Genomic DNA, 24931 nt, shown 5'->3' with positions numbered 1-24931 from the left:
TATATGAAAAGACAATATAAAGAGCTAAAAAAAGTTATGAGTGAATATCATATATATTTTACTCGTAATGGTAACTCAAGATTCCTCGACGAAGATTACATTAATTTTCTCGAAAAAGTAGAAATTGAACCCTTTTGCGCATTTTTAGTCGGTAACAATATTTGGAATATGGGAGCATTTTCCTATAGTTGGTCTCTATTGCCAATTACTACTAAAGTAGGTCGGTATTGCTCAATAGCAGAGGGAGTAAGGGTACTAGGTTTAAGGCATCCTCATGAATGGCTAACGACTTCAGCAACAACATATGATCGAAATTTTATAATTTATCAAAAATATTTAGAAATTAATAAGATGGATCAAAATGCTCGAAGGTTACCAAATAATATTGAACAAAAAGTATTGGATATTGGACATGATGTTTGGATTGGGGCAAGGGCATTGTTGAAACCAACAATAACTATTGGAAATGGGGCAGTAATTGCTGCAAATTCAGTCGTTACAAAAGATGTACCACCTTATGCAATTGTGGGTGGTAATCCAGCCAAAATTATAAAATTCAGATTTGATGAAGATACTATTGATAGATTATTAGAGTCAAAATGGTGGGAATATGGATTTTCAGACATCCAAAATCTAGAAATAGATAATATTCAATGTTTTCTAAATGAATTTGATTTTCAAAAAAATAATATAGAAAAAATGAAATTGGAAAAATTAATAATGGAGTAAACTATGAGCACTATTACAAGTACAGATACGAAAGTAATAGGATTAACTGAATTTAATTCAATTATGAAAAAAATTGAGAGAATTTCTGCTAAATCTTTATCAATCTTTATTATTGATAATGAGCATATTATTGAAGTTTATTCTAAGAATAAAAATATCAAAATTGTACCTGGTTCAGTTATAAAATTATTAACATTATTTTTAGTATTTGATTTAAATATTTCTTTAAGAGAAATTGTAAGAGTTAAAAAAAATAATTTAATAGTTGGGAGTGGTTATAATTTATTTGAAAATGATCTTATAACAATCAATGATTTACTTAAAAACATGATATTTAAATCAAGCAATACGAGTGCCGAAGTCTTAAAAGAAGTAATTGAAGAAAAAACGAATATTTCTTATGAAGAACATGTAGAAAGATTAATAAATAGAATTGGGATGAAACTTACAAATATTTTAAATTCGCATGGTTTATATAAAAGTAAACAATATACAACTGTCGATGACTTATTAAAATTAGTTATTAATATATTAGAAAATAAAAAAATAGAGTCTTTTCTATTTTATAGTCATCAGAGTATTGTTGTTCAAAGAAATAAAAGTTATGTCAATATTGATTTTGATACTAATGAAAGAATATTTATTAAAACAGGAACACTTTTTCCTAATGTATTTAATAGCGTACAGATAGTAAAAAAACGCAATAATTATCTTATTGCTTGTCTAGGATATTCAAAAAATGATCACACTAGATTGATTGATCAAGAAATGATTAATGATTTAATTGGAGTAATATAATGTCTGTATTTGGAATTTTAAAACCAGCAAAAAATTTAACTGATGTAGAAGAAATCTTCATCATTGTTGCTCAAAGCCGTGGGCATGAAGCTTATGTTTTTACAGCAAAAGATGTGTGTTTTGAAACTGAAAAGGTGATAGGCAAGACTATATTAAATGGAAAAGTTTTAGAAAAAGAATTTAACTTTCCTAATGTAATTCAAAATAGACTCGCTGTTAAGGCAGAAGATAAGGAAATATATTTAAAATTAGCAGAAAGAATTCCTTTTACATCAAATAGAATTGGGACAAAAAAGAATGTTGATCTAAAACTTCAGAAAATTGAAGATATTAACGAATTTTTGATAAGTGTTGAGGACTGTAAAGAATTTGAGGATCTTTTGGGTGCAATTCAAAAATATAAAAAAGTTATACTAAAGCCCTTATCAAGTAATCAGGGGAAAGGAATTTTTTCCGTCGAGTTTTTAGATAAAAAATATATAGTAAAACAGTTAGATAGAAAAAATGAGTTTAATAAAAATGAATTGAGAAGTTTTTTTGATAAAGAAATTAAGAATAAAGGCTATTCTCTAAGCAGATATTTCAACAGTTCTACAAATAATGCACTAAACACAGTCTTCCGGATGCAAATTAGTAGGGGGGCTGGTGGTAAGTGGAAATTAATAAAATTTTTCCCTTATGTAAATATTAATAATAATATTGATATTACGAATGGTATGCAAGGAGCATTAATCACAACACGTGAAAAATTGTTTTTAGAACAATATTATCCAAAGTCATTTGAAAAAATTAATAAAAGTATAAAGAAAATTTTCGAAAAATTTCCACTCGCTTTTCAAAAGCAATATGCATGGCGCTTAGATTCATTAGGTTTAGATTTAGGTATCGATCAAGAAGGGAATATTGCTATATTTGAAGTTAATGCCGGGCCAGGAATTGGATTTATGGCTTATCCGGTAGCAAAAGCTCAGGTTGATTATTACGAATGGTTGCAAGAAAATGCAAAACCACCTTTCAAGAATAACTTTTTACCTATAAATCTAAGATAAGAGAATTCTAATGTTAAAAGAAAAGGGTATATATATGCTTTATCCTGCAATTAAGCAGGAAAAAAATGGTTTATTAATTGCGCTAATAAAAAGAGCAGATTTATTTAGTAGAAATGGAATTAAAGTAAATATATGTACTCTTTCCTATAATCCTATGGTTAATCTTCTTTATAAGGATTTGTATACAAGCAAATTGTTAGATTTAGATGCAAGTAAAAATATTAATTTTTTCAATTTATATTCTTACTATCAAAAAAGCAAATTTTCAATTGATTTTAATCCAGAAGATAGTAGTAAAATTACCATCGAAGAAAAAAATATTGAAAGTGATAGTTTAGGGAATATTAAAGTTTTTGATGAAAGAAATAAACTCTGCAAATATTATGTTAAAAATAAGCAAGGTCTTTTGAGTCATATAAATATTTTTGAATCTGGCAAAATAGTTAAAAGATTAAAATTTAATGAAAAAGGGATTTTAAGCTCATCACAAGTTTTAGATAGTAACAGATTAATTCTTGCTGAAGATTTCTATGATATTAATAATCATCTTGTCTTATCACGAAATTATAATAAGGAAGGGAAGGTCGTTAGTCTATATTTGTATGAAGACGGTGGCATAATTTCACGAAAATTTAGTTCGGAAATTGAACTATTTGAATATACTTTATCTAAAATTAATGCAAATGAGCATAAGGTTTATATTATTGATAGAGCTATAGTTTTTGCAAAAAATATACTATTGAATAAAAGGGAGAACTCTACTGTTATTGGCATTATTCATGCCGCACATTATTCAAAAGCTAGAGAAAAAGATTCAAAAACTAATGCTCACTACAAGAGTTATATTGAAAACTTAGAGAAAATAGATGATCTCATATTTTTAACAGAGAAACAAAAAAATGATTTTAGTGAAAGATTTGGTTCCTATCCAAACTACACTGTTATTCCCCATTTTTATAAAAAAGCAACATTCGAAAATAGCTTAAATTCCAGACAAAAATATAAGTGTGTTTGCTTAGCACGGTTTGATAAAGTAAAAAGATTAGATCTACTTATAGAATTGTTTGGTGAAATTCATAGAAAAGTTCCTAAAGCAACCCTAGATATTTATGGTTTTGGACCTGAAAAGGAAAACTTAATAAAAACTATAGAAAATAATAATTTGGTAGGTGTAGTACGGCTATGTGATTTCGTTTCTGATGTAAATTCTGTACTCAAAAATGCAGATCTAATGTTATTTACTAGTGGATCTGAAGGATTCTGTATGGCTATATTGGATTCTTTAAAAAATGGTTGCCCAGTAATTTCTTTTGATATTGATTATGGTCCAAGTGAAATGATTATTAATGACTATAATGGCTATTTGATTGAAGATAATGACAATGAGAAATTTATTAACTCTACTATAGAATTATTGAATAACAGGGAGAAAATAAGTTTCTTCCATAAGAACTGCGCTAAATCTGTATGGAGATTCAATGATGAAAATAATTTTAAGTTATGGAAAAATATTATCTTTAAATAATATTTTAAAGATTATTTTCTTTTTTGGAGTCTCATTAATGAGCTTGGCTTGTTTGGCGGCGGACAAAAAAAATATGACGGTCGATGAAGAAAAAAAATATTATAAATCTGCAAAAGTTAGGGTGATTTATAGCCTGAATGAGATAGAGCAGACAGATATCAATAAAAATAATATTCCAGATTATATAGAAAATATTGCAATTCAAGCTAATGCAACTATAGATGCACTGGACTATTTAGGTTTTGTTAATCCTCTTAATAGCCCTCGATATAAATCTCAAGTGAATTATATTGATATTCATGTGGTTAGCATAAGTTATAACGGTATTGCTTACGATAAACCTTACCTAGCTAGTTTTGATGGAATAAAAAAAGATAAAGCATTATTGATTAAATTAAACAATAGATTAGAAAATTTTCCAGGAAATTACTGGACTGTTGTTGCTCATGAGATATTTCATCTTTATCAATACGGATATAGTCCATTAAAACCAAGTTGGTATCTTGAAGGTATGGCAAATTGGTCGGAAAGATTATTAAGAAAAGATGATATTGATAGAAAGGGTAGAATTCTTTTACCAACTAGTACTAGTAGTTTACAAAATAACATTTATCAAATAGCTTACAATAAGTTGTGGTATAGATTAGCTTTTTTGTCTAATAAAATGAATGACATTAAATTAAATTTGCCAGACAGTATAATAAAACGAAAATACGTTGATGGGAGCCCAGTTTTTAAAGATAATTCGTTCTCTGGTTATATATTTATGAGAAATTTTTTATCAAATTTATCATTAGTAGCAAATGATAGGAAGCTTTTACTTCCTTTAAATAAATATAATAACTTTTATAATTCTTCAATAATTGTTAATTGTCTTAAAAAAACAATAGTAGAATCTGGCATAAAACTAGATTCTGATGAGAAGGACTTCTTAAATTTATAACTTTAATCATACTACAAGTTTTAGAACTCTTTTCTTAAAATTTTAGTAATAATTATTTGTATTTAAAACATGTATTTAAAACATTTTTTAAGATGTGCGTAGCTTTAGTGTATGTAAAGTAAGAATATTTTTTTTAATAGGTAAAAATATTTTGAACTTAATTAATTCATAATTGATACTGATGCATTCTCATGTAAATATAATCTTGAGGGTGTTAATTATATAACTATCCTCGTATTTCAGGTTTGAGTGATATTCACTAAGTCCACCGCCTTTTAGGAGGTGGACTCTTCTTAATTAATAGAGAACTTGGAATTATATTGATTTCTTTTATCCTAATTTAAAAGGGTAAGATTAAATTTCACTTAAAATTATTTTATTGATATATCTATTGTTGATAATCCTAATTCTATAAAATTTATTTTAAGAGGGATTTTATGAAAATGGATATTTAAATATTTAACATGAGGATTAAAATTAATGAAGAATTTAATTCTAACTCAGCTCGTACTTACATTGACACTAATCTTGATAGGATGTGTTAATCAGCCATATGGGCATCAATCAGTTTATTCACCAGCTTCTATTAATACCATTGCTAGTCATAAATTGTATTTGATAGCAGAAAAATCAGGCCATCCTAGCTTAGGTACTGGTGAAGTTACAACAGATAAAGCTACTCAATACGCAAGTAATCATAAGAAAACAGTGATTTGTGATAAACATCATTACTATGCCGCGAGTGATGTTAGTAGCGATGTGAAACAGACAAAGATTACTTTAGTAAGTGGTGAGAAGATTAATGTCTCTAAATCGTGTTGGGTAGAAGATGCAAACCCACAAAATTCAATTTACGTTTCTAAATCATCTGTCAGCCATGGTTTTTGATAACTAAGTATAAAAAAGTAGACTAAGCTTTAGGTAGCTTAGTTTTTTTATGAATTATTCAAATAATTTTAAGATCTTGTCTTTAAATCCATTAGCTATTTAAACTAAAGCAATTGATTGATGCGATAGCTTGAAAATAATCTTTATATAATTCTATATTGGAATCTATTAGTTTGTTTTTTTCAATTTTTATTAAATATAGCTTATTAATATTTACTTCATTATGACTTAAAATAAACTCTATTATAGTACCTATTTCATCTTTTTTATTTAATTTTACTATAAAAACAGAAAAACCTATTTCTTTCATTCTTTTTGCATAGAAGTTAGCATAAGTTTTTGTACTTTTCATTAAACCTGTATCAAAAATAATAATTGTTGGAAAAGGTCCAATTCCTGTGGGAATATAAATCTTACCTGTGGTTGAGCCTATTAAAAAATTCAAAAAAATATCATTCATATTAAATATTTATCATATTTTAAAATAAATAAATTTTCATAACAAATACTTTAAGAGCATAAAATCGCTTTTTTAAAGCTAAAATTTATAAATTTCAAATGGTTGAATTGTTAAGTCAGTGTTTTAAATTGATTTTGATTGTCAAGATTTTCTTGATAATTGGATCATTTAAATTTATGCAAAATAACTCTACGATGTAAATATAACATAATCAATAGTAAATATATAAAATATTTTTTTTTAATATATTGAAAATAAGTATTATTTTTACTTATTAAGCACACCTCTATTTAGTAATTATTCTATAGGGAAATAATTATAATAGAAAGTTTAAAAATTACTTTTAACAAATCATAGGAAAAAGTAATTTATAATAAACTATTTCTAAATTTAGATCTTAAAATATTATTTAATTTCAAAGGGTTGAATATATTTTTTCTGGGCTTGAAATTTAATATTATCTCGAATTAAGTATACTTGGTAGTCTAATACTTATTAAAAATAAATTAATCATTACTTTCCTTTTTATATTATTCCATGTGCATATAATAGAGTCTAAAGTTAAAAAAATTAATGATTACAATGCATTACCTTTCGTTGCATTATTTAAAATCCTTTGAATTACTGTTCTTGTAACTGAAAATTCTTTAGCGAGTGAATAGACACTATAACCTTTCTTAAATAGTTCAATTACTCTATTTTTTTGTTCATTATTTAATATTTCTGGCCGACCAACTTTTCTTGTTGGTTTTTGATCCTTCAACCTCTTATTGTCCGACTTGAACAACTTCTCAAATTCGGCTGATAATTTGAGAAAATGGAGGAAGAAAATTTTCAAATCACCATTAATTTCATTTTTAGAATAATCCAAGCAAATTAGTCGGATTTTTTTTTGATCAATTTTATCAACTATCCCTAAAATTTCTTCAAAACTATTACCCAAGCAATCCATGCTTTTTATCACTAAAATATCGCCTTCTTCTAATGAATAACTTATTAAGTTAAGAAATTTATCTCTATAAATAATAGATTTATCAACAGATACTTCTTCTACTACTAATCTATTCTTTTGAATCTTATAACCATACTCACTAAAAAAGGAGATATATCTAGAAAATTCAAATTGCAAATTAGGCTCTATTCTAACATAGGCATATGTACGCATATTAAAAACACCAAAATTAAACAAAAACAAAACAAATCTTAGCATCTTATTTTTTTAAAAAAAACATGAACTAAATCACAAAAGTGTACTATACAGTGTTTAAAACATATTAATTAAATGCATAGTTAAAGCATCACTGTTCATCAGATTTTTTGATCATTATTATATTAGTTATGAATTTTATGAGTTTGTTGTGGGTATTTTTTTTCATGTTTAATTACCTTGTTACTAAGTCTTTCTAAATTTAATATTAATCTAATATTAAAATCTAGCTTTATTTTTTTACTGGATTAATTTGAATATATATAACATAAAAAAGTAGCATATGGCTAATGATGTAATGTTATTTTTTTTAATATCTTTATGATAAATAAGTGTTTTTTATTTTTACTTTATGTTTAAATTTATTAAAATAAAATGCAGGTTTTAAAACATCTTCGTATAATGATTTATGAAAAGTTATAATTTTAAATTTTCTTAATTTTTAAATTTATATCATTTATTTTTTCGTTTTGTCTCTATTTATAATATTCTTATATTACTTTATAAGATCTAAATTTAAATATTAAAGTACTTTTTTACTAATTTGTTATTTATATAATGTTTTAAAATATTATATTTTTAATTGTTGTGATGGTTGAGCTTTTAAAATAGTAGAAATATGAAAATTATTACACTACTATAAAACTATGAAATTAATAAACTAATTATATAACAATCAATAAGTGAAGAACTAAGAGTATATTTTTAATTTACTTTAGTAGACATACTTCACTTCGCTCTAAGGGATAGGGGGGAGCTATGCGTATTTATGCATATATACGAACAAATTCAAATATTGAAGATCTAGGAAAAGAAAAAGAATCTTTTATTTCCTTACTAGAAAGCTTTAATCATAAAGTTCATCCCAATAGAGTAATTTTTGAATTGGTAGCAGTAGATAAATCTATTGCTATAAGGAATATTTTTTTTAATCTAATTAACTATTCCTTGGAAGAAGGTGATTTTCTCATTGTTAAAGGGATTGATTGTCTTGGGAATAGTTTTCAAGAAATATTATCTACAGTTATCTTAATTGAGAAAATGAAAATTAAATTAATTATATTGGATTATGCGAATTTTGAATTGAAAGAAGATATTAAAAATAACTTTATCCATTTTATAGAAATTTGCATTGCTTTTGAAAAGCTTTTTATATCTAATCAAGTTACACAAAAAAATCATAGATTATCTAAAAAGGTAGGTAGACCTGAAAAATTAACGGATTCTCAAAAACAGGATGTTATTAATAAATTTAAAAAAGGATTTACTGTATATTCTTTAGCTAAGGATCTTGCTGTTTCAAGGACTGTAATACAAAGAGTAATTGAAAAATCCAATGATTAATTTTGTGAGTAATATTAAATCTAATAATAGATTGAAATGATTTATTTTTTGTTACGTATTAAATTGTGTTTTAATTTTTAATTTAATGCATATTAAATTAAAAATTAATTTTAAAATTAAATTCATATTGATATTTTTATTTTTTATTCATATTGTTGTATGTGTTGTATAAAATAATTTTAATTTATTAAAAGTTATCTATTTAGTTGATTTTTATGATCTGGTAAAATTAAATATGGATAAGAGTATTGATTTAGAGAAATGGAAGTGCTCTAGATGTAATGGTTTTATTGTAGTTGATCATTCAAAAATTCAAAAAGAAGATTCTGTACAGTTTGTATATAGACGAATAACTAATAATGATTCTATTTATTTTATTTATAGAGTTGGTCTAGTGGTTAGCCGAAAGGAAAAATTATTAACTATTAAATATAAGAGCAGGTTATATAAGGTGCTGGATAGTGGTACTTATCCTGTAAATGCTCCAGCTCTTATTGTCTATAATATGTTTTGGATTTGTGGTTGTTAGTGTCTGAATATTAAAAATGCTTATTTTATCCAGTTGAAATTAATATAAATTTAAATTTATATATTGTTGATTTTGTTATTTATTTTATCTGCTATTTTTCTAATTTAATGAAATATGTCTTAAATAAAAAAACCGCTATAGATAGCGGTTTTTTATTCAGCAGATGCTTAAACTTACCAGCTTAACGCACCACCAGTTTGGTAGTCAGTTACGCGAGTTTCAAAGAAGTTCTTCTCTTTACGCAAGTCCATCATCTCAGACATCCAAGCAAATGGGTTAGTTACACCAGCAAATTGCTCTGGTAAACCAAGCTGCGCTAAACGACGGTTACAGATGAATTTCAAGTATTCTTCCATCATGCTTGCGTTCATGCCCAATACACCACGTGGCATAGTGTCACGCGCATATTCGATTTCAAGCATTGTGCCTTCAACAATCATTTGAACCACTTCTTGTTGGAACTCAGCGCTCCAAAGGTGAGGGTTCTCAATCTTGATTTGGTTAATCATGTCGATACCAAAGTTCAAGTGCATAGACTCATCACGCAAGATGTATTGGAATTGCTCAGCAACACCGTTCATCTTGTTACGACGACCCATACTCAAAATTTGAGTAAAGCCACAATAGAAGAAGATCCCTTCAAGAACACAGTAGAACGCGATCAAGTTACGAAGTAAACGTTGGTCGTTTTCAGGTGTGCCTGTGTGGAAATTAGGGTCAGTTAAAGATTGAGTATATTTCAATCCCCACGCTGCTTTACGAGCAACAGATGGAACTTCACGGTACATGTTGAAGACTTCGCCTTCATCCATACCTAAAGATTCGATACAGTATTGGTAAGCGTGAGTGTGAATCGCTTCTTCAAATGCTTGACGCAAAATGTACTGACGGCATTCAGGGTTAGTAATGTGGCGGTAAATTGCCAATACTAAGTTGTTTGCAACCAAAGAGTCCGCAGTCGAGAAGAAACCTAAAGAACGCATAACAATCGTACGCTCATCTTCAGTTAAGCCGTTTTCAGACTTCCAAAGCGCGATGTCTAGGTTCATGTTTACTTCTTGCGGCATCCAGTGGTTTGCACACCCGTCAAGATATTTCTGCCAAGCCCATTCATATTTAAATGGAACAAGCTGGTTCAAGTCCGCACGACAGTTAATCATTGCTTTGTCGTCAACTTGAACACGTTGCGCGCCCATTTCTAGCTCTTCAAGGCCAGGGGCAACATCTAAGTGTTCTAAGGCTGCAGAGGCTCTAGCCACCGTATCGGAGGCAACTGTTGGTCGCACGGAATGGGTTCCAGCGGATTGTGGAGCTGCCACGCTCTGCGATGATGACTGCGCAGCAGATACATTCTGCGAATCAGACGTTTTTTCCGGTTGGATGGGCGCAGACTTGTGTTCAGGTGCAGCCGGTTTTTGCGAATCATCTTCAAAATCGTCCCAACTAAGGATAGACATATCAATTCTCTCAAAATTTATACGCCCAATTAGGAGAAACTTATGAAACAAATATACCAATATTGTTCAGAAATTCAGTGGGCGAATTTAGTTCTTAATAAGTTGAGTACTATTGTAGTTATCAAATGATAATTTTGATAGCTGTTTTAAGGGTGAATAGATGATTTTTGAGCATAGGGTGGATTATATAATTGTTTTTGAATGCAATAAAAAATGTAAAAAAATCATTAACTTGTATTTTTGTTTTATAGCCTTTATCACCCCGATCTAGGTCGAGGTAATAAGGGACTTTGTTTATATTTAAGGGATAAATTATCCTTTAATATTCCTAGGATCATTTCCGTTTGGAATAGTGTTTTTTTCTCTGATAAGTTGATTAACTCCTTTAATAGTCAATTCACCACCACCAGAGTTTTTCAACATAGTTCTTGCAGAATCAATAGCATCACGTTGTGTGGTATGGGTTGAAGAAGCACGGCTATTGCCATTAGCTTTATTTACCCATTCATTACCACGTTTATATACCATTCTGTCAGTTGATTTGCTCATAAGAATACTCCTAAATTTTGAGCCATTAACATCGGTTAATTTGACGATGGCTTTAAACTAGTTCAGAATATTCCCTAGCTGTTTCGTAAGAATAGTCATCGCCCAAAAGATAACCTTATGTCTTTTGGGAAAAGGGAGACATCGTTGACGCGATGTTTCCCTTTTTCATTTTGGTATTTAGAGAAGAATTTCTCCTACATAACCAAAAGAAATAATTCATTAATTTTAAAATTATTTATTTTGCTTACGCTGTTGCTTACGTATTGTGAAAAATGCGTAAATCAGCGGTATATAAAAGAAAAGAAAGGCAAAGATTAAAACTCCAACACCAAGCATATAGTTATGGCTGAGATGAAAAAGCATAATCTTTACCTCTTAAAATTGCTCTTTAGTGAAAAAGAGCAATTTTATTGAATGTTATTGGCAAGCTTCACAATCTGGGTTGTCGATTGAACAAGCCATTGGAACTGGAGCCGCTTGAGTAAAACCATCTTCTTCAACAGCTTCTGGTTTTTTCGCTTCTACAACAGGGGCAGCAACTGCCGCTGCTTCAACAGTCGCAGGTTTAACTGCGTTTAAAGCACCTGTGTTGATTGTAGATTTTTCAGCAGAAGTTGCGCCTAAAGCTCGGAGGTAATAAGTCGTCTTAAGACCGCGTAACCATGCCATCTTGTAAGTGATGTCAAGTTTCTTACCATTTGCACCAGAGATGTAAAGGTTAAGAGACTGAGCTTGATCAATCCACTTTTGACGGCGTGATGCAGCATCAACGATCCAACGTGTATCTACTTCAAACGCAGTAGCAAAGATTGCTTTTAATTCTTCAGGAATACGAGCAATTTTTTGTACTGAACCTTCAAAGTGTTTCAAGTCATTAACCATCACTGTGTCCCAAAGACCACGATCTTTTAATGCACGAACGAGGTAAGGGTTAATAACAGTGAACTCACCAGACAAGTTAGATTTCACATATAAGTTCTGGAATGTTGGCTCAATAGACTGAGAAACACCACAAATATTAGAGATGGTTGCAGTAGGAGCAATCGCCATCACGTTTGAGTTACGCATACCGTCTTTTTGAACTTTGGCACGTAAAGTGTCCCAGTCTAAACGTTGAGTACGGTCAACTTCGAACATGCGTTCTGGACGAGATTTCGCAACAATTTCTAAAGAGTCGATTGGAAGGATACCTTGATCCCACAATGAACCTTTAAATGTTGAGTAAGAACCACGTTCAACAGCCAAGTTGCTTGAAGTTTCAATCGCGTAGTAGCTAATCACTTCCATTGATTCATCAGCAAAATCAATAGCAGCATCTGAACCGTAAGCGATGTTCATTTCATATAGAGCATCTTGGAAGCCCATGATACCCATACCCACTGGGCGGTGTTTCAAGTTCGAGTTTTTCGCTTGTGGTACAGCGTAGTAGTTAATGTCGATAACGTTATCGAGCATGCGTACTGCTGTTTTAATTGTGCGAGCTAACTTCTCACGGTCTAACACACCACCTTGAACATGTTGTACAAGGTTGATTGAGCCCAAGTTACATACTGCAATTTCGTCTTGATTTGTATTCAAGGTAATTTCAGTACATAAGTTAGATGAGTGAACTACACCAACATGTTGTTGTGGTGAACGTAAGTTACATACATCTTTGAACGTAATCCACGGGTGACCAGTTTCAAACAACATAGAAAGCATTTTGCGCCATAAGTCTTTAGCACGTACTTTCTTGTGTAGCATGTTGGTTTCTTTCGCTACAGACTCATAGTAAGCATAACGCTCAGCAAATTCAGCACCAGTTAAGTCGTGCAAGTCTGGAGTTTCAGAAGGGGTAAATAGTGTCCATTCACCATCTTCAAATACACGTTGCATAAACAAGTCTGGAACCCAGTTCGCAGTGTTCATGTCGTGTGTACGGCGACGGTCATCACCAGTGTTTTTACGAAGTTCTAAAAACTCTTCGATGTCTAAGTGCCAAGTTTCTAAGTATGCACACACGGCACCTTTACGCTTACCACCTTGGTTTACGGCAACAGCTGTATCGTTCGCAACTTTTAGGAATGGAACTACACCCTGAGACTTACCATTTGTACCCTTAATGTAAGAGTTCAAGGCACGTACAGGTGTCCAGTCATTTCCTAAACCACCAGCCCATTTAGAAAGCATAGCGTTATCACGCATTGCGCCATAAATGTCGTAAAGGTCATCACCAATAGTTGTTAAGTAACAACTAGAAAGCTGGGGACGTAACGTACCTGAGTTAAACAGGGTAGGCGTAGACGCCATGTAGTCGAAGCTAGACAATAAGTTATAGAACTCGATTGCACGTTCTTCTTTATCTTGCTCATTTAACGCAAGACCCATCGACACACGCATAAAGAATAATTGTGGTAATTCGAAGCGAACGCCGTTTGAGTGAATGAAGTAACGGTCAAATAGAGTCTGTAAACCTAAGTAGGTAAACTGATTAGAGCGTTCTGGCTGAATTGCTGCTGCCAGTTTCTCTAAATCGAAATCAAGCAAGTCTGGTGAAAGCAAGTCAAGCTCTACACCTTTTTTCAAAAAGGCTTCGAGTGCATTGTTTTCAGGCGTATCTGTAGGTAAGCCTAAGAATGCTAAACCTGTGCTCACTAATTCACTAGAAAGCAAACGTGCAGTTACGTAAGTATAGTTTGGTTCTTGTTCAATACGAGTACGTGTTGCCATCATCATTGTAGTGGCAATATCAGACTCTTTTACGCCGTTATATAAGTTTTTAACGGTTTCATCGACAATAGCCTGAACGTCAATACCTTCCAAACCTTCAGCTGCTTTCGCTACAGTTGCTTGCAATGCACTTAAATCAAGTGGCTGAAGCTGACCGTTAGCATCGGTCACTTGTAACGTAGGATGGTGGTTTGAGTTTGTTTGCTGACGAGCAGTAGTACGTTGTTCGCGGTAAATCACGTAAGCGCGGGCAACTTTCTGTTCTCCGGTACGCATTAAAGCAAGTTCAACCTGATCTTGAATTTCTTCAATATGGATCGTACCGCCTGATGGTAAACGACGAGTGAAAGTATTTAATACCATTTCCGTCAGTTGGGTAATACGGTCGTGAATACGGCTTGAATCCGAACTCTGTTGACCTTCCACAGCAAGAAAAGCTTTACCAATCGCAACAGAAATTTTCTCTGCATCAAATGCAGCAACATCTCCAGTGCGTTTGATCACCTGAATTTGACCGGGAGTCGAAGTAATTACGCTCATGCCAGCATAGCTCCATTGTCACTTTTGTTATGTTTATAGACCGTTTGAACCGAGCAAAAAGTATGCCACGATGTTTGAGGGATAAACACAAGACTTAGTAGTTAAAGTTTATTTTGAACACAAGATACGGGATTTTTCATAGCAGATCAATCTTGACTTTTTAGTAATTTTTTATCTGTATGATTTGATGGGAGATAGCATAGCAAAGCTGTTAAAAAACACTTATAGATAAGTTTGTGGATAACTCAAAAAACAAACACTTAAATAAATTTAAACTAAACAGAGAAATAATTTGTTTAATATTCATACATTGGAAATATGAATAGAATATGAAATTTAATAACAATAAATAAATGTTAAAAACACGTGAAAATTCAAAGGCTAATAAAATGCAACAAAATACGATTGTCATGTATCAGTTTGGTGAACGCCTACTTGTTTACAATGTAAACGTGTGTATATTGCAAATGATAAACGAATGTATCTGCAAGATTTTTAAGATGCATTGAAACGAGATTTATAGGGGCAATGATATGAGCCAAGAAGAAAAGTTACCAAAGATTCTGATCGTTGAAGATGATGAGCGCTTAGCGCGATTAACTCAAGAATATTTAATTCGCAACGGTTTAGAGGTTGGTGTAGAAACTGATGGTAACCGTGCAATTCGTCGTATTATTAGTGAACAACCAGATCTAGTGGTCTTGGATGTCATGTTGCCGGGTGCCGATGGCTTAACTGTTTGCCGTGAAGTTCGTCCACATTATCATCAACCAATTTTGATGTTAACTGCACGTACAGAGGATATGGATCAGGTACTTGGTCTAGAAATGGGTGCAGATGACTATGTTGCTAAACCAGTTCAACCACGTGTGCTATTAGCGCGTATTCGTGCACTATTACGTCGCACAGATAAAACTGTAGAAGATGAAGTTGCACAGCGTATCGAATTTGATGACCTTGTAATTGATAATGGCGGCCGTTCTGTAACACTGCATGGTGAGCTTGTTGATTTCACTAGCGCAGAATATGACCTATTATGGTTGCTTGCATCAAATGCTGGCCGTATTTTATCGCGTGAAGATATCTTCGAACGTTTACGTGGTATTGAATACGATGGTCAGGACCGTTCAATCGATGTCCGCATTTCACGTATTCGTCCAAAAATTGGTGATGATCCTGAAAATCCAAAACGTATTAAAACAGTACGTAGTAAAGGTTACTTGTTCGTTAAAGAAACCAATGGGTTATAAGATCTGAATAAACTTCCTATAAGGTTGGTCGAGTGTTTAAACACAGTATATTCCTGCGAATCTATGCGGGACTGGTAATTCTTGTTGTTTTGGTTGCGGTTTTTGGTTATTTGCTTGTACAAATTATCAATTATCAACGTGCTCAAGAATACCGTGAATCCTTAACTGATGGGATTTCTTATGTCATTAGTGAGGGGGTCGCTCGACAACCCGGGAAGCAACAGAAAATAGACTGGGTTTCAGATGCATCAGATTTATTGGAACTTCCAATTTATTACACTGATGCGAGCAAGGTTGAGTTATCTCGTACTGAGAAAAAACGGATCGAAGCTCAAAAGTCTGTTGTTCGTTACGATGCTAGTAATAGTATTGCGTATATCATTATTGGTTTACGTGACGATCCTCAGCACTTTTTATCGATAAAAGTAGACAAAATTAGTGAGCGCCAAATGAAGGCTCTCCCTATTTTTGTACTTGATTATCTAATGTTTTATCCGGGGCAAGAGCAAGAATATCTTGCCAAGATTCAAAAACATTTTTCATATCCAATTAATATCTACAATATTCAAGATATTAATCTAGACTCTGAGCAAATTGGTCGTTTACGCCAAGATCAAAGTGTCATGTTGTACAAAGATAGTGCAACAATGCGTGGCACAACCATTTCAATCGTATCTCCAATACCAAATCATCCTACACAAGTTCTGGTTCTTGGACCGGTTCCAATGTTTAACTGGATGCCTTTACAGCTTTCTGCCGGAATTACCTTATTTAGCCTATTCTTATTGAGTTTGGGGGTTTATGGTCTCATTTTGCCGTTAGAGCGTAAAATTCGCCAAGTACGTTATGCGTTAAATCGTATGAAGTCAGGTGACTTGTCATTGCGTGTTCCTATCGAGGGAAGTGATGAAATGGCAAACTTGGCGTCAAGTTATAACAATATGTCTGATCATATTCAGCGTTTAATTGAGGCTCAGCGTGAGTTGATGAGAGCTGTATCTCATGAGCTTAGAACACCAGTTGCTCGTATCCGTTTTGGTACGGAGATGTTGGCAGAGGAAGACGATTACAATCATCGTATGCATCAGGTCGATATGATTGATAAAGATATTGAAGCGCTCAATACTTTAATTGATGAAATCATGACTTATGCAAAGCTAGAGCAGGGTACACCTTCATTAGATTTTGCTGAAATTACGCTATTTGATGTATTAGATCAGGTTGCGGTAGAAACCGAAGCTTTAAAAACGCAAAAAGAAATTGAACTTGTTGCTCCTCCTGTTTATTTGAAAGTCGATGCAGAGCGCCGTTATTTACATCGGGTGGTTCAAAACTTGGTGGGCAATGCCGTTCGTTATTGTGATAACAAAGTTCGTATTACAGGTGGTGTTCACAGTGATGGCATGGCCTTTGTTTGTGTTGAAGATGATGGTGCCGGAATTCCTGAGCAAGATCGTCAAAGAGTATTTGAAGCCTTTGCTCGTTTAGATGACAGTCGTACGCGTGCGTCAGGTGGATATGGCCTAGGATTGTCTATTGTAAGTCGTATTGCTTACTGGTTTGGTGGTGAGATTAAAGTAGATGAAAGTCCTACCTTAGGTGGAGCTCGCTTTATCATGACATGGCCTGCAAAACGCTTTAAACAACCTCCTTTGAAAGCCAATAAAAAAGCACCTTCATAAAGGTGCTTTTTTATTGCATTACTTATAATTGAGTTGCATCTGGTTCCAAAATAGGTTTCCCGCTTCTTAAGCTGGTCAACGCATCGGAATTAAAGTCGATCAGTAATGAATTGTTTTTTGCATCAATCTGGTATTTTTGAATAAGAGGTTGATCTCCATTAAGCGTTTCTATTTTATATTCATCTGCAATATGCAAAATACCTTCTAGGTTTGTTGTCGTTGACGCAAAATCCTGTCTAAATATTTCATAGACATCTCGCAAGTCAAAAATTGCATTGTTCGCATCTGGATGTTTGTGAATATAGCTTTCTATATGTCGCACAAGTAACTGAGCAAACAAGTAGTAGTTTGGTTTGTGCGTATATTCTAGAGTCATGCATTTTTCTCCTTATTATCTGTTATTAGCATACATGGCAAAATACAGGTTATTGTATAAAATTCATTACACTAGATGATTAAATGAAAACCTATAAAGATATAAAGACCCGATTACGCCCTTGGCGTTTTGCTTGGTATAAAGCGTCATCTGCTTCTTTAAATAAATTTTCAATCGCTCTATGTGATGAAGGGGAATATAAACTTATACCAATACTGACTTGTATAAAAATTGGTAATTTCCCATAAATATAAATCGGTTGCTGACTAATTTTAATTCGTATTTGCTCTGCAAGGTCAAATGCACTCTCTTTTGTAGTATCTGCAATGAAAATTGCAAATTCTTCACCGCCAAATCGTCCTAATAAATCATGAGGATGCAAAATATTTTGAATAGTAGTGACACAGGTTTGTAGGGCGCGATCACCTATTTGATGGCCGTAGTTGTCATTAACTTGTTTGAAATGGTCTACATCAAGCATGAAAAAGGCTGAGGTTTTATTTTCTTTATACACTTTTTCTTGAAGTAGTCTGACCGACTGCAAAAATTGGCGTCGAGTGAGACTTGAGGTTAGCTCATCATGCGCAATCGCGTGTTGAAGCTTTTGAATTAATTCTGAGTGTAAAACGCTAATACTGGAAACCGTAAGAGGGGCAATCGTCATCATGATTAATCCAATACGAATTGAAATCGTATTGCTGAAATAGTCATTTGGATAGAGTAAAAGATAATGTCCAGAAACATGATAAATAATGTAGGCACTAGTAAGACTTGTAATGAGTGCAACAACAATAGGTTTGTAGCGAATTGCACACCAAATCAGTGCAGCAATTGGGTAGAGTAGCGAACCGGGACCAGAGTCATAATAACTGGCTGCAATAGAAATGAGGACGGCCCCGAAAGGTAAAAGATCGGTTGCTTGTAAGCCACGATTTCTTGAAAAATAATGTTTTATCTGACTATATTGAGGTAAGTTCAATATGATCGGTAAAAGAAGCAAAGCATTTTGCAATTCTGAAGTGAACCAGTAGCCAAATTCATCCCACAAACCACCCAGCATAAATTTAGTATTAAACATGGGCACGAAAGTTGCTGCAAACAATCCACCTGCTACGCTTCCTACTCCGCATAAAGCAAATAAAAAAAGGTAAGAATAACCTCGATAGGCCGCTTTAATATGCTGATTAAAAAACATATAGAGTGCAAATGTAGTAACAACATAAAGAAAATTTGACGTTGTTAAAACGAGTGTAAGAGCAAATGGAGTACCCTGAAGTAGATCAGCGATGACATAGCCGCTATAAGCCCCTACAAATGAGCTTAATCGCCGTGTGCTTGGAAAACGAATAAGTAAACCAAGCAAAACCGAGTTAGCGGGCCAGAAGAACGCGAGAAAGCTTAAAGGACGAGATGCAATGCCAATAAAACAACATACTGCAATAATGAAGCTAAACAGGAGAAAAATTTTTAAAGAGGAGAAAAATGAAAATTCACGAAGTGAGTATGGCATCAGCTGCCCTTAATGATAAATACTCTTATCCAAGAGTAATAAAATATTATGCATGACTAAACATTCATCATAATTCAGAGGAGAAGCTGAATACAATAAAAAACAAACTAATATTATAAAAAAGTAAGTTATTAAAACTTAATAGTCGATGAACTGTGTAAATATTCTAAAATTAAAAAATGAAAAAAATCATCATAAACAAAAAAACTATTAAATAAACCGATTATGTGCGGTGAAACCCCCCTTACAACCCATAGAAGAATAGTTTTGTTTAGAAAATCATCCGAAAGACTAAGACGCTTCAACTAGCATGCGAAATTAGAAATCAGGTACAATTGGCGGGATTAATTTTGTGTTTGGTGTATTTGAAGGCCAATACATACATTCTTTGTTAAATAATAGGCCTGCCAGGAGTTATCCCCGCATGAGTGCCATTACTCCATACGACTGGGCGATTATCGCCTTCGTGATCGGCGTTACATTTCTTTGCGTCTTTATGCTCACAGTTCCCTTACTCCTCGGGGGGAAATCGTGGGGGCGTGCTAAGCAAGAGCAGTTTGAATCGGGTGTCGTGAGTGCTGGTGGCGCTCGCATTCGCCTGTCTGCAAAGTTCTATTTAGTTGCAATTTTCTTTGTTGTCTTCGACTTAGAGGCACTTTACCTCTATGCATGGTCTACTTCTGTGCGTGAAGTAGGGTGGTTGGGATATACCACTGTCGTGATCTTTGTCGTTGATTTATTGATTGCGCTTGTTTATGCCTTCTCTGTAGGTGCTTTAAGTTGGTCACCAGCAGATCGCCGTAAATCAGCAGGTGAGGCGATTAAAATCGGTTCACCAACAATGAACATTGCTGAAATTACACGCTTTAACTCTATTGAAGAGCTCGTAACTGACCCTACAGGCCAGATTCCAGCTCAATCATCAGGTCGTGTTAAGTCAAAAACTACACCTGCATTGTCATCTGAAAAGGAGTAAGTCGGGATGAAATATACTCTGACCCGCGCGAATCCGGATGCTGATCAATACCCATTGCAAGAACGTCAAATCGTGACAGATCCACTAGAAGAGGAAGTGAATAAAAACGTATTCATGACTCGTTTAGAGGATGTCTTGCATACAGCAGTAAACTGGGGGCGTAAAAACTCCTTGTGGCCATTTAACTTTGGTACCTCTTGTTGTTACGTTGAATATGCAACGACCTTAACAGGTGTGCATGACTTGTCACGTTTCGGCGCAGAGGTTATCCGTGCTTCACCTCGTCAAGCTGACTTGATGATTGTTGCAGGAACCTGTTTCGTAAAAATGGCACCAGTTATTCAGCGTCTATATGAACAGATGTTAGAGCCTAAATGGGTCATCTCGATGGGTGCTTGTGCAAACTCTGGAGGTATGTACGACATCTATTCAGTAGTTCAAGGTGTAGACAAAATTATTCCTGTTGACGTGTACGTCCCAGGTTGTCCACCTCGTCCTGAAGCATTAATTCAAGCTTTAATGCTTTTACAAGACCAGATTCAATTAGAGCGACGCCCGCTTTCTGCCGTGATCGGTGATGATCTTCAGCCAGTGTATAAGCCAAAGATGATGCCAGAACGTGACCGTAAGAATGCAGAGCGTATTGCCGTTAAAAACTTACGCTCTATGGATGAGATTAAATAATTTTTTGACGGTGCTTTGACATATCTAACCGATATGTTCATCGAGAAAATTGACAGAATTTGTATTAAATAGGAAGCCAAGCCAATGGCTGAAACTGACATTGCTATGCCAGAGTCAACACCAGTTGATTCACGCCCAGCATTTGCAATCGTAGAAGAACTCAAAACCAAATTTGGTGAGAACTTTTACGTGCAGGCGACTTTTGAAGAGTTTCCAACAGTCTGGGTTGAGCGCGCACGCGTGCAAGAAGTCCTTATGTTCCTACGTAAAGTGGAACGTCCATATGTAATGCTGTTTGACTTATCTGCGATGGATGAGCGTTTACGTGTTCATCGTGATGGTTTGCCAGCATCTGACTTCACTGTGTTCTATCATTTATTATCGCTTGAGCGTAATAGTGACATTCGTATCAAGGTTGCCTTGAACGAAAATGATCTAAACCTTCCGACAGCGACTAATATCTGGCCAAATGCCAACTGGTATGAACGTGAAGCTTACGATATGTTCGGTATCAATTTCGAAGGGCATCCAATGCTTCGTCGTATCTTGTTGCCAACCTATTGGGAAGGTCATCCGCTTCGTAAAGAATATTCAGCACGTGCGACAGAATATACGCCGTACATGCAAGACAAAGCGAAACAAGACTTTGAACAAGAGCACTTACGTTTTGTGCCAGAAGACTGGGGTCTTAAGCGTGGTAACGCTGACGAAGATTTCATGTTCTTGAACTTGGGTCCTAACCATCCATCTGCACATGGTGCGTTCCGTGTTGTATTGCAGTTAGATGGCGAAGAAGTGAAGGACTGTGTTCCTGATATTGGTTATCACCACCGTGGTGTGGAAAAGATGGCTGAACGTCAAACATGGCATTCTTTCATTCCTTATACTGACCGTGTCGACTACTTAGGTGGTTGTGCTCAAAATATGCCTTATGTGATGGCTGTAGAGCAAATGGCCGGTATTAAAGTTCCTGAACGTGCGCAAGTGATTCGTGTCATGTTGAACGAGTTGTTCCGTATCAATAACCACTTATTGTTCTGTGGTACGGCAATTCAGGATGCCGGTGGTATGACGCCAGTATTCTATATGTTCGCAGACCGTCAAAAAGTTTACGACATTGTTGAAGCAATCACGGGTTACCGTATGCATCCAGCATGGTTCCGTATTGGTGGTACAGCACACGACCTTCCAAACAACTGGCAAAAGCTTGTTAAAGAATTGCTAGAGTGGATGCCTAAGCGCTTAAACGAATACTACACAGCAGCATTGAAAAACTCTGTGTTTATTGGTCGTACGCGTAACGTTGCGCAATACGATGCCAAATCTGCACTCGCATGGGGTGTAACTGGTACTGGTTTGCGTGCGACAGGTATTGATTTTGACGTTCGTAAATATCGTCCATACAGTGGCTATGAAAACTTCGATTTTGATGTGCCAGTTGAGTATGAAGGCGATGCATATGCACGTGTACTCGTTCACTTCCGTGAAATTACTGAGTCGTTAAAAATTATTCAACAGTGTTTGGATAACATGCCTTCTGGTCCATATAAAGCGGATCATCCATTGGCTGTTCCACCACCGAAAGATAAGACATTACAAGATATTGAAACCTTGATTACGCACTTCTTGAGCGTTTCATGGGGTCCTGTCATGCCAGCGGGCGAGTCATCATTTATGACTGAAGTGGTTAAAGGCGCAAGTACTTACTACTTGACTTCAGATAAAGCGACGATGAGTTATCGTACTCGTATTCGTACACCGACGTTTACTCACTTACAGCAAATGCCTTCAGTGATTAACGGAAGTTTGGTATCTGACTTAATCATTTATCTGGCGACCATTGACGTGGTTATGGCTGACGTGGATCGCTAAGAGGTAACACATAATGATGATTTTGACTGATAAAAAGCCACGTGTGAATGTTGAAGGAATTTTGACTGCGGACGAAATTCACGATATCGAACATCACATTGGTCACTATCCATACCCTCGTGCAGCCTCTTTGGATGCATTGAAGTGTGTACAGCGCCGTAATGGTTGGGTAGATGACGCTCAAATGAATGCCATCGCACAGTTGTTGTCGATGAGCGTTGCTGATTTGGAAGGTGTTGCAACATTTTACAACCGTATCTATCGCCATCCGGTAGGTCGTCACGTGATTTTGCTTTGTGACTCAATTGCTTGCTTCTTGATGGGTGCAGAAACACTTGCTGAAGCATTCCAGCGCGAATTAGGAATTCAGTATGGTCAAACGACGCCAGATGGTCGTTTTACGCTGCTTCCAATTTGCTGCCTAGGCAACTGCGACAAAGGCCCAACTTTAATGATTGATGAAGATACTCACGGTTTAGTTGAAGTGACATCAGTCAAACAGTTATTGGAGAAGTATGTATGAATACTGAACCAAAACCAATTTATGGCGACGGTAATCCAGAAACTCATCCATTAACTTGGCGTTTAAGTAAACGTGACGAAGTTCGTGGTGCTGATGATTACGAAGCACTTGAAGGCTATGCCGGCTTTAAAAAAGCATTAGGCATGAAACCTGCTGAAGTGTTAGACGTCATTAAAGCTGCAACCGTAAAAGGTCGTGGTGGTGCGGGTTTCCCAGCGGGTATTAAATGGTCATTAATGGCACCAAATGATGGTGGTCCACGTTACTTGATCTGTAATGCCGATGAAATGGAACCGGGTACCTTTAAAGACCGTTTGTTGATGGAAAAACTTCCACATCAATTGATCGAAGGGATGTTAATTGCGGGTTATACCTTAGAAGCAACTCAAGGTTATATCTTTATCCGTGGTGAATACATCGAGGCTGCTCAATATCTAAATGAAGCGTTAGAACAGATTCGTGCTAAAGGTTATTTAGGCGAAAACATCTTAGGTTCTGGCTGGAATTTTGATCTGCATGTGCATACGGGTGCAGGGCGTTATATCTGTGGTGAAGAAACTGCATTGATTAACTCGCTTGAAGGACGTCGTGCTAACCCTCGTACTAAGCCACCGTTCCCGCAAGTTGCAGGAGCATGGGGCCGTCCAACAATTGTGAACAACGTTGAAACTTATAACAACTTGCCAGCAATTATGCTTCGTGGTCCAGAGTGGTATATCGGTTTATCAGCAGGTAAATCAAAAGACCCAGGCACTAAAATTTATGGTGCGTCAGGTAAAGTGAAATTCCCAGGTCTTTGGGAATTACCATTTGGTACAACTGCGCGTGAAGTGATTGAAGATCATGCTGGTGGTATGCGAGAAGGCTTAAAGCTTAAAGCATGGTTACCAGGCGGTGCTTCAACTGACTTTTTACCAGCAGATACCATTGATTTACCAATGGATGCAGACACGATTATGAAAGCAGGTTCTCGTTTGGGAACATGTTTATTGATGGTTGTAGATGAAACCCAGTGCATGGTATCGCTTACTCGTAACTTAGAAGAGTTCTTTGCGCGTGAATCATGTGGTTTCTGTACACCATGTCGTGATGGTTTGCCATGGGCTGTTAAAGCGCTTAAAGCACTTGAAGCAGGCGAAGGTAAGAAAGAAGATATCGACCATTTACAAGAATTGACTCGTAAATTATGGATCGGTAAAACTTTCTGTGCCCACGCACCAGGTGCGATGGAGCCGCTTATGGGCGCACTCAAACATTTCCGTGGTGAGTTTGAAGCGAAAGTGACGACTCGTCCTGTCGTGCAAACCAGCAACGTAGAACAAGCTTAAGGA

22 protein-coding genes and 1 pseudogene are annotated in these 24931 nt (G+C 34.7%); 15 read left to right on the top strand and 8 right to left on the bottom strand.

Going from position 1 to position 24931, the window contains the following annotated elements; genetic code table 11:
• Nucleotides 1-3: 3 nt before the first annotated feature.
• The 6 genes from ACT53H_RS06770 (at nucleotide 4) to ACT53H_RS06745 (ending at nucleotide 5932) form a co-directional block, all read left to right on the top strand.
• On the top strand, nucleotides 4-729 hold the full coding sequence (locus ACT53H_RS06770) for a CatB-related O-acetyltransferase (RefSeq protein ID WP_004794365.1): 726 nt from the start codon (nucleotides 4-6) through the stop codon (nucleotides 727-729).
• A gap of 3 nt (nucleotides 730-732) precedes the next feature.
• Nucleotides 733-1527 carry a serine hydrolase gene (locus ACT53H_RS06765; RefSeq protein ID WP_440202982.1) on the top strand — a complete coding sequence of 265 codons (795 nt, stop codon included), beginning with the start codon at nucleotides 733-735 and terminating at the stop codon, nucleotides 1525-1527.
• Nucleotides 1527-2576 carry a YheC/YheD family protein gene (locus ACT53H_RS06760; RefSeq protein ID WP_476008898.1) on the top strand — a complete coding sequence of 350 codons (1050 nt, stop codon included), beginning with the start codon at nucleotides 1527-1529 and terminating at the stop codon, nucleotides 2574-2576. Before ACT53H_RS06765 ends, ACT53H_RS06760 begins: the two co-directional genes overlap by 1 nt.
• Before the next feature lie 10 nt (nucleotides 2577-2586).
• Nucleotides 2587-4101: a glycosyltransferase gene (locus ACT53H_RS06755; protein ID WP_476008897.1), complete on the top strand. Its 1515-nt coding sequence runs from the start codon at nucleotides 2587-2589 to the stop codon at nucleotides 4099-4101.
• Complete coding sequence (locus tag ACT53H_RS06750) at nucleotides 4055-5044, top strand: hypothetical protein (RefSeq protein WP_476008896.1); 990 nt, start codon at nucleotides 4055-4057, stop codon at nucleotides 5042-5044. Before ACT53H_RS06755 ends, ACT53H_RS06750 begins: the two co-directional genes overlap by 47 nt.
• Before the next feature lie 480 nt (nucleotides 5045-5524).
• Entirely contained in the window at nucleotides 5525-5932 is a 408-nt protein-coding gene (locus ACT53H_RS06745) for a hypothetical protein (RefSeq protein ID WP_004794355.1), read from the top strand.
• A 91-nt stretch (nucleotides 5933-6023) separates the two neighbouring features.
• Here ACT53H_RS06745 and ACT53H_RS06740 read toward each other — a convergent pair whose 3' ends face one another.
• Both ACT53H_RS06740 and ACT53H_RS06735 read right to left on the bottom strand, forming a co-directional pair.
• The gene (locus ACT53H_RS06740; protein ID WP_004794354.1) at nucleotides 6024-6392 is read right to left on the bottom strand and encodes a hypothetical protein; all 369 of its coding nucleotides are present in this window, start codon (nucleotides 6390-6392) and stop codon (nucleotides 6024-6026) included.
• Nucleotides 6393-6969: 577 nt separating this feature from the next.
• Nucleotides 6970-7557 carry a recombinase family protein gene (locus ACT53H_RS06735; RefSeq protein ID WP_034596371.1) on the bottom strand — a complete coding sequence of 196 codons (588 nt, stop codon included), beginning with the start codon at nucleotides 7555-7557 and terminating at the stop codon, nucleotides 6970-6972.
• An 801-nt stretch (nucleotides 7558-8358) separates the two neighbouring features.
• Between ACT53H_RS06735 and ACT53H_RS06730 the strand changes: the two genes are divergently transcribed.
• A complete protein-coding gene (locus ACT53H_RS06730) occupies nucleotides 8359-8943 on the top strand; it encodes a recombinase family protein (RefSeq protein ID WP_004794350.1) in 585 nt (194 codons plus the stop codon).
• Nucleotides 8944-9645: 702 nt separating this feature from the next.
• Here the strand turns inward: ACT53H_RS06730 and ACT53H_RS06725 are convergent.
• From ACT53H_RS06725 to ACT53H_RS06710, 4 genes are all read right to left on the bottom strand, one after another.
• Entirely contained in the window at nucleotides 9646-10929 is a 1284-nt protein-coding gene (locus tag ACT53H_RS06725; RefSeq protein ID WP_174731256.1) for a ribonucleotide-diphosphate reductase subunit beta, read from the bottom strand.
• 312 nt (nucleotides 10930-11241) lie between these two features.
• A complete protein-coding gene (locus ACT53H_RS06720; RefSeq protein ID WP_060466158.1) occupies nucleotides 11242-11478 on the bottom strand; it encodes a DUF2188 domain-containing protein in 237 nt (78 codons plus the stop codon).
• Nucleotides 11479-11709: 231 nt separating this feature from the next.
• Entirely contained in the window at nucleotides 11710-11841 is a 132-nt protein-coding gene (locus tag ACT53H_RS06715; protein WP_081399559.1) for a preprotein translocase subunit YajC, read from the bottom strand.
• Between the two features lie 54 nt (nucleotides 11842-11895).
• Nucleotides 11896-14727 (bottom strand): ribonucleoside-diphosphate reductase subunit alpha, encoded by a 2832-nt coding sequence (locus tag ACT53H_RS06710; protein ID WP_004794340.1) that lies wholly within the window; start codon nucleotides 14725-14727, stop codon nucleotides 11896-11898.
• A 353-nt stretch (nucleotides 14728-15080) separates the two neighbouring features.
• On the opposite strand from ACT53H_RS06710, the pseudogene ACT53H_RS06705 reads away from it, so the two are divergent.
• From ACT53H_RS06705 to bfmS, 3 genes and pseudogenes are all read left to right on the top strand, one after another.
• Nucleotides 15081-15264 (top strand): annotated as a pseudogene (locus tag ACT53H_RS06705) (hypothetical protein).
• The gene (bfmR, locus tag ACT53H_RS06700) at nucleotides 15261-15977 is read left to right on the top strand and encodes a response regulator transcription factor BfmR (RefSeq protein ID WP_003653488.1); all 717 of its coding nucleotides are present in this window, start codon (nucleotides 15261-15263) and stop codon (nucleotides 15975-15977) included. The pseudogene ACT53H_RS06705 and the gene bfmR overlap by 4 nt, the downstream one beginning before the upstream one ends.
• Before the next feature lie 32 nt (nucleotides 15978-16009).
• Complete coding sequence (gene bfmS, locus ACT53H_RS06695; RefSeq protein WP_213072133.1) at nucleotides 16010-17659, top strand: ATP-binding protein; 1650 nt, start codon at nucleotides 16010-16012, stop codon at nucleotides 17657-17659.
• 22 nt (nucleotides 17660-17681) lie between these two features.
• Here the strand turns inward: bfmS and ACT53H_RS06690 are convergent, their stop codons facing one another.
• Together ACT53H_RS06690 and ACT53H_RS06685 are read right to left on the bottom strand one after the other, a co-directional pair.
• A complete protein-coding gene (locus ACT53H_RS06690; protein WP_002120022.1) occupies nucleotides 17682-18035 on the bottom strand; it encodes a hypothetical protein in 354 nt (117 codons plus the stop codon).
• Nucleotides 18036-18126: 91 nt separating this feature from the next.
• Entirely contained in the window at nucleotides 18127-19545 is a 1419-nt protein-coding gene (locus ACT53H_RS06685; protein ID WP_474772230.1) for a GGDEF domain-containing protein, read from the bottom strand.
• Between the two features lie 424 nt (nucleotides 19546-19969).
• Here ACT53H_RS06685 and ndhC point away from each other — a divergent pair, with 424 nt between their 5' ends.
• From ndhC to nuoF, 5 genes are all read left to right on the top strand, one after another.
• On the top strand, nucleotides 19970-20521 hold the full coding sequence (ndhC, locus tag ACT53H_RS06680) for an NADH-quinone oxidoreductase subunit A (protein WP_003653481.1): 552 nt from the start codon (nucleotides 19970-19972) through the stop codon (nucleotides 20519-20521).
• A gap of 6 nt (nucleotides 20522-20527) precedes the next feature.
• The gene (locus ACT53H_RS06675) at nucleotides 20528-21205 is read left to right on the top strand and encodes a NuoB/complex I 20 kDa subunit family protein (protein WP_002120034.1); all 678 of its coding nucleotides are present in this window, start codon (nucleotides 20528-20530) and stop codon (nucleotides 21203-21205) included.
• An 84-nt stretch (nucleotides 21206-21289) separates the two neighbouring features.
• Nucleotides 21290-23077 carry an NADH-quinone oxidoreductase subunit C/D gene (nuoC, locus tag ACT53H_RS06670; protein WP_004794331.1) on the top strand — a complete coding sequence of 596 codons (1788 nt, stop codon included), beginning with the start codon at nucleotides 21290-21292 and terminating at the stop codon, nucleotides 23075-23077.
• A gap of 13 nt (nucleotides 23078-23090) precedes the next feature.
• Nucleotides 23091-23600 carry an NADH-quinone oxidoreductase subunit NuoE gene (gene nuoE / locus ACT53H_RS06665; protein ID WP_004794328.1) on the top strand — a complete coding sequence of 170 codons (510 nt, stop codon included), beginning with the start codon at nucleotides 23091-23093 and terminating at the stop codon, nucleotides 23598-23600.
• On the top strand, nucleotides 23597-24928 hold the full coding sequence (gene nuoF / locus ACT53H_RS06660) for an NADH-quinone oxidoreductase subunit NuoF (RefSeq protein WP_151964521.1): 1332 nt from the start codon (nucleotides 23597-23599) through the stop codon (nucleotides 24926-24928). Before nuoE ends, nuoF begins: the two co-directional genes overlap by 4 nt.
• The last annotated feature ends 3 nt before the right edge of the window (nucleotides 24929-24931 follow it).

The sequence above is a fragment of the Acinetobacter sp. DMC2 genome (genome assembly GCF_056314305.1).
This window is presented reverse-complemented; position numbering and strand designations above follow the sequence as displayed.

What these genes read in the sequence shown, in the direction of transcription:
- ACT53H_RS06730 (WP_004794350.1), top strand. Translation starts at nt 8,359, where the DNA reads ATGCGTATTTATGCATATATACGAACAAATTCAAATATTGAAGATCTA.
- ACT53H_RS06735 (WP_034596371.1), bottom strand. Translation starts at nt 7,557, where the DNA reads ATGCGTACATATGCCTATGTTAGAATAGAGCCTAATTTGCAATTTGAA.
- ACT53H_RS06690 (WP_002120022.1), bottom strand. Translation starts at nt 18,035, where the DNA reads ATGACTCTAGAATATACGCACAAACCAAACTACTACTTGTTTGCTCAG.
- nuoC (WP_004794331.1), top strand. Translation starts at nt 21,290, where the DNA reads ATGGCTGAAACTGACATTGCTATGCCAGAGTCAACACCAGTTGATTCA.
- ACT53H_RS06745 (WP_004794355.1), top strand. Translation starts at nt 5,525, where the DNA reads ATGAAGAATTTAATTCTAACTCAGCTCGTACTTACATTGACACTAATC.
- nuoE (WP_004794328.1), top strand. Translation starts at nt 23,091, where the DNA reads ATGATGATTTTGACTGATAAAAAGCCACGTGTGAATGTTGAAGGAATT.
- ACT53H_RS06685 (WP_474772230.1), bottom strand. Translation starts at nt 19,545, where the DNA reads ATGCCATACTCACTTCGTGAATTTTCATTTTTCTCCTCTTTAAAAATT.
- ACT53H_RS06715 (WP_081399559.1), bottom strand. Translation starts at nt 11,841, where the DNA reads ATGCTTTTTCATCTCAGCCATAACTATATGCTTGGTGTTGGAGTTTTA.
- ACT53H_RS06755 (WP_476008897.1), top strand. Translation starts at nt 2,587, where the DNA reads ATGTTAAAAGAAAAGGGTATATATATGCTTTATCCTGCAATTAAGCAG.
- ACT53H_RS06740 (WP_004794354.1), bottom strand. Translation starts at nt 6,392, where the DNA reads ATGAATGATATTTTTTTGAATTTTTTAATAGGCTCAACCACAGGTAAG.
- ACT53H_RS06760 (WP_476008898.1), top strand. Translation starts at nt 1,527, where the DNA reads ATGTCTGTATTTGGAATTTTAAAACCAGCAAAAAATTTAACTGATGTA.
- ACT53H_RS06725 (WP_174731256.1), bottom strand. Translation starts at nt 10,929, where the DNA reads ATGTCTATCCTTAGTTGGGACGATTTTGAAGATGATTCGCAAAAACCG.
- ACT53H_RS06710 (WP_004794340.1), bottom strand. Translation starts at nt 14,727, where the DNA reads ATGAGCGTAATTACTTCGACTCCCGGTCAAATTCAGGTGATCAAACGC.
- bfmR (WP_003653488.1), top strand. Translation starts at nt 15,261, where the DNA reads ATGAGCCAAGAAGAAAAGTTACCAAAGATTCTGATCGTTGAAGATGAT.
- ACT53H_RS06675 (WP_002120034.1), top strand. Translation starts at nt 20,528, where the DNA reads ATGAAATATACTCTGACCCGCGCGAATCCGGATGCTGATCAATACCCA.
- ACT53H_RS06770 (WP_004794365.1), top strand. Translation starts at nt 4, where the DNA reads ATGAAAAGACAATATAAAGAGCTAAAAAAAGTTATGAGTGAATATCAT.
- ACT53H_RS06765 (WP_440202982.1), top strand. Translation starts at nt 733, where the DNA reads ATGAGCACTATTACAAGTACAGATACGAAAGTAATAGGATTAACTGAA.
- ACT53H_RS06750 (WP_476008896.1), top strand. Translation starts at nt 4,055, where the DNA reads ATGATGAAAATAATTTTAAGTTATGGAAAAATATTATCTTTAAATAAT.
- ndhC (WP_003653481.1), top strand. Translation starts at nt 19,970, where the DNA reads ATGAGTGCCATTACTCCATACGACTGGGCGATTATCGCCTTCGTGATC.
- ACT53H_RS06720 (WP_060466158.1), bottom strand. Translation starts at nt 11,478, where the DNA reads ATGAGCAAATCAACTGACAGAATGGTATATAAACGTGGTAATGAATGG.
- nuoF (WP_151964521.1), top strand. Translation starts at nt 23,597, where the DNA reads ATGAATACTGAACCAAAACCAATTTATGGCGACGGTAATCCAGAAACT.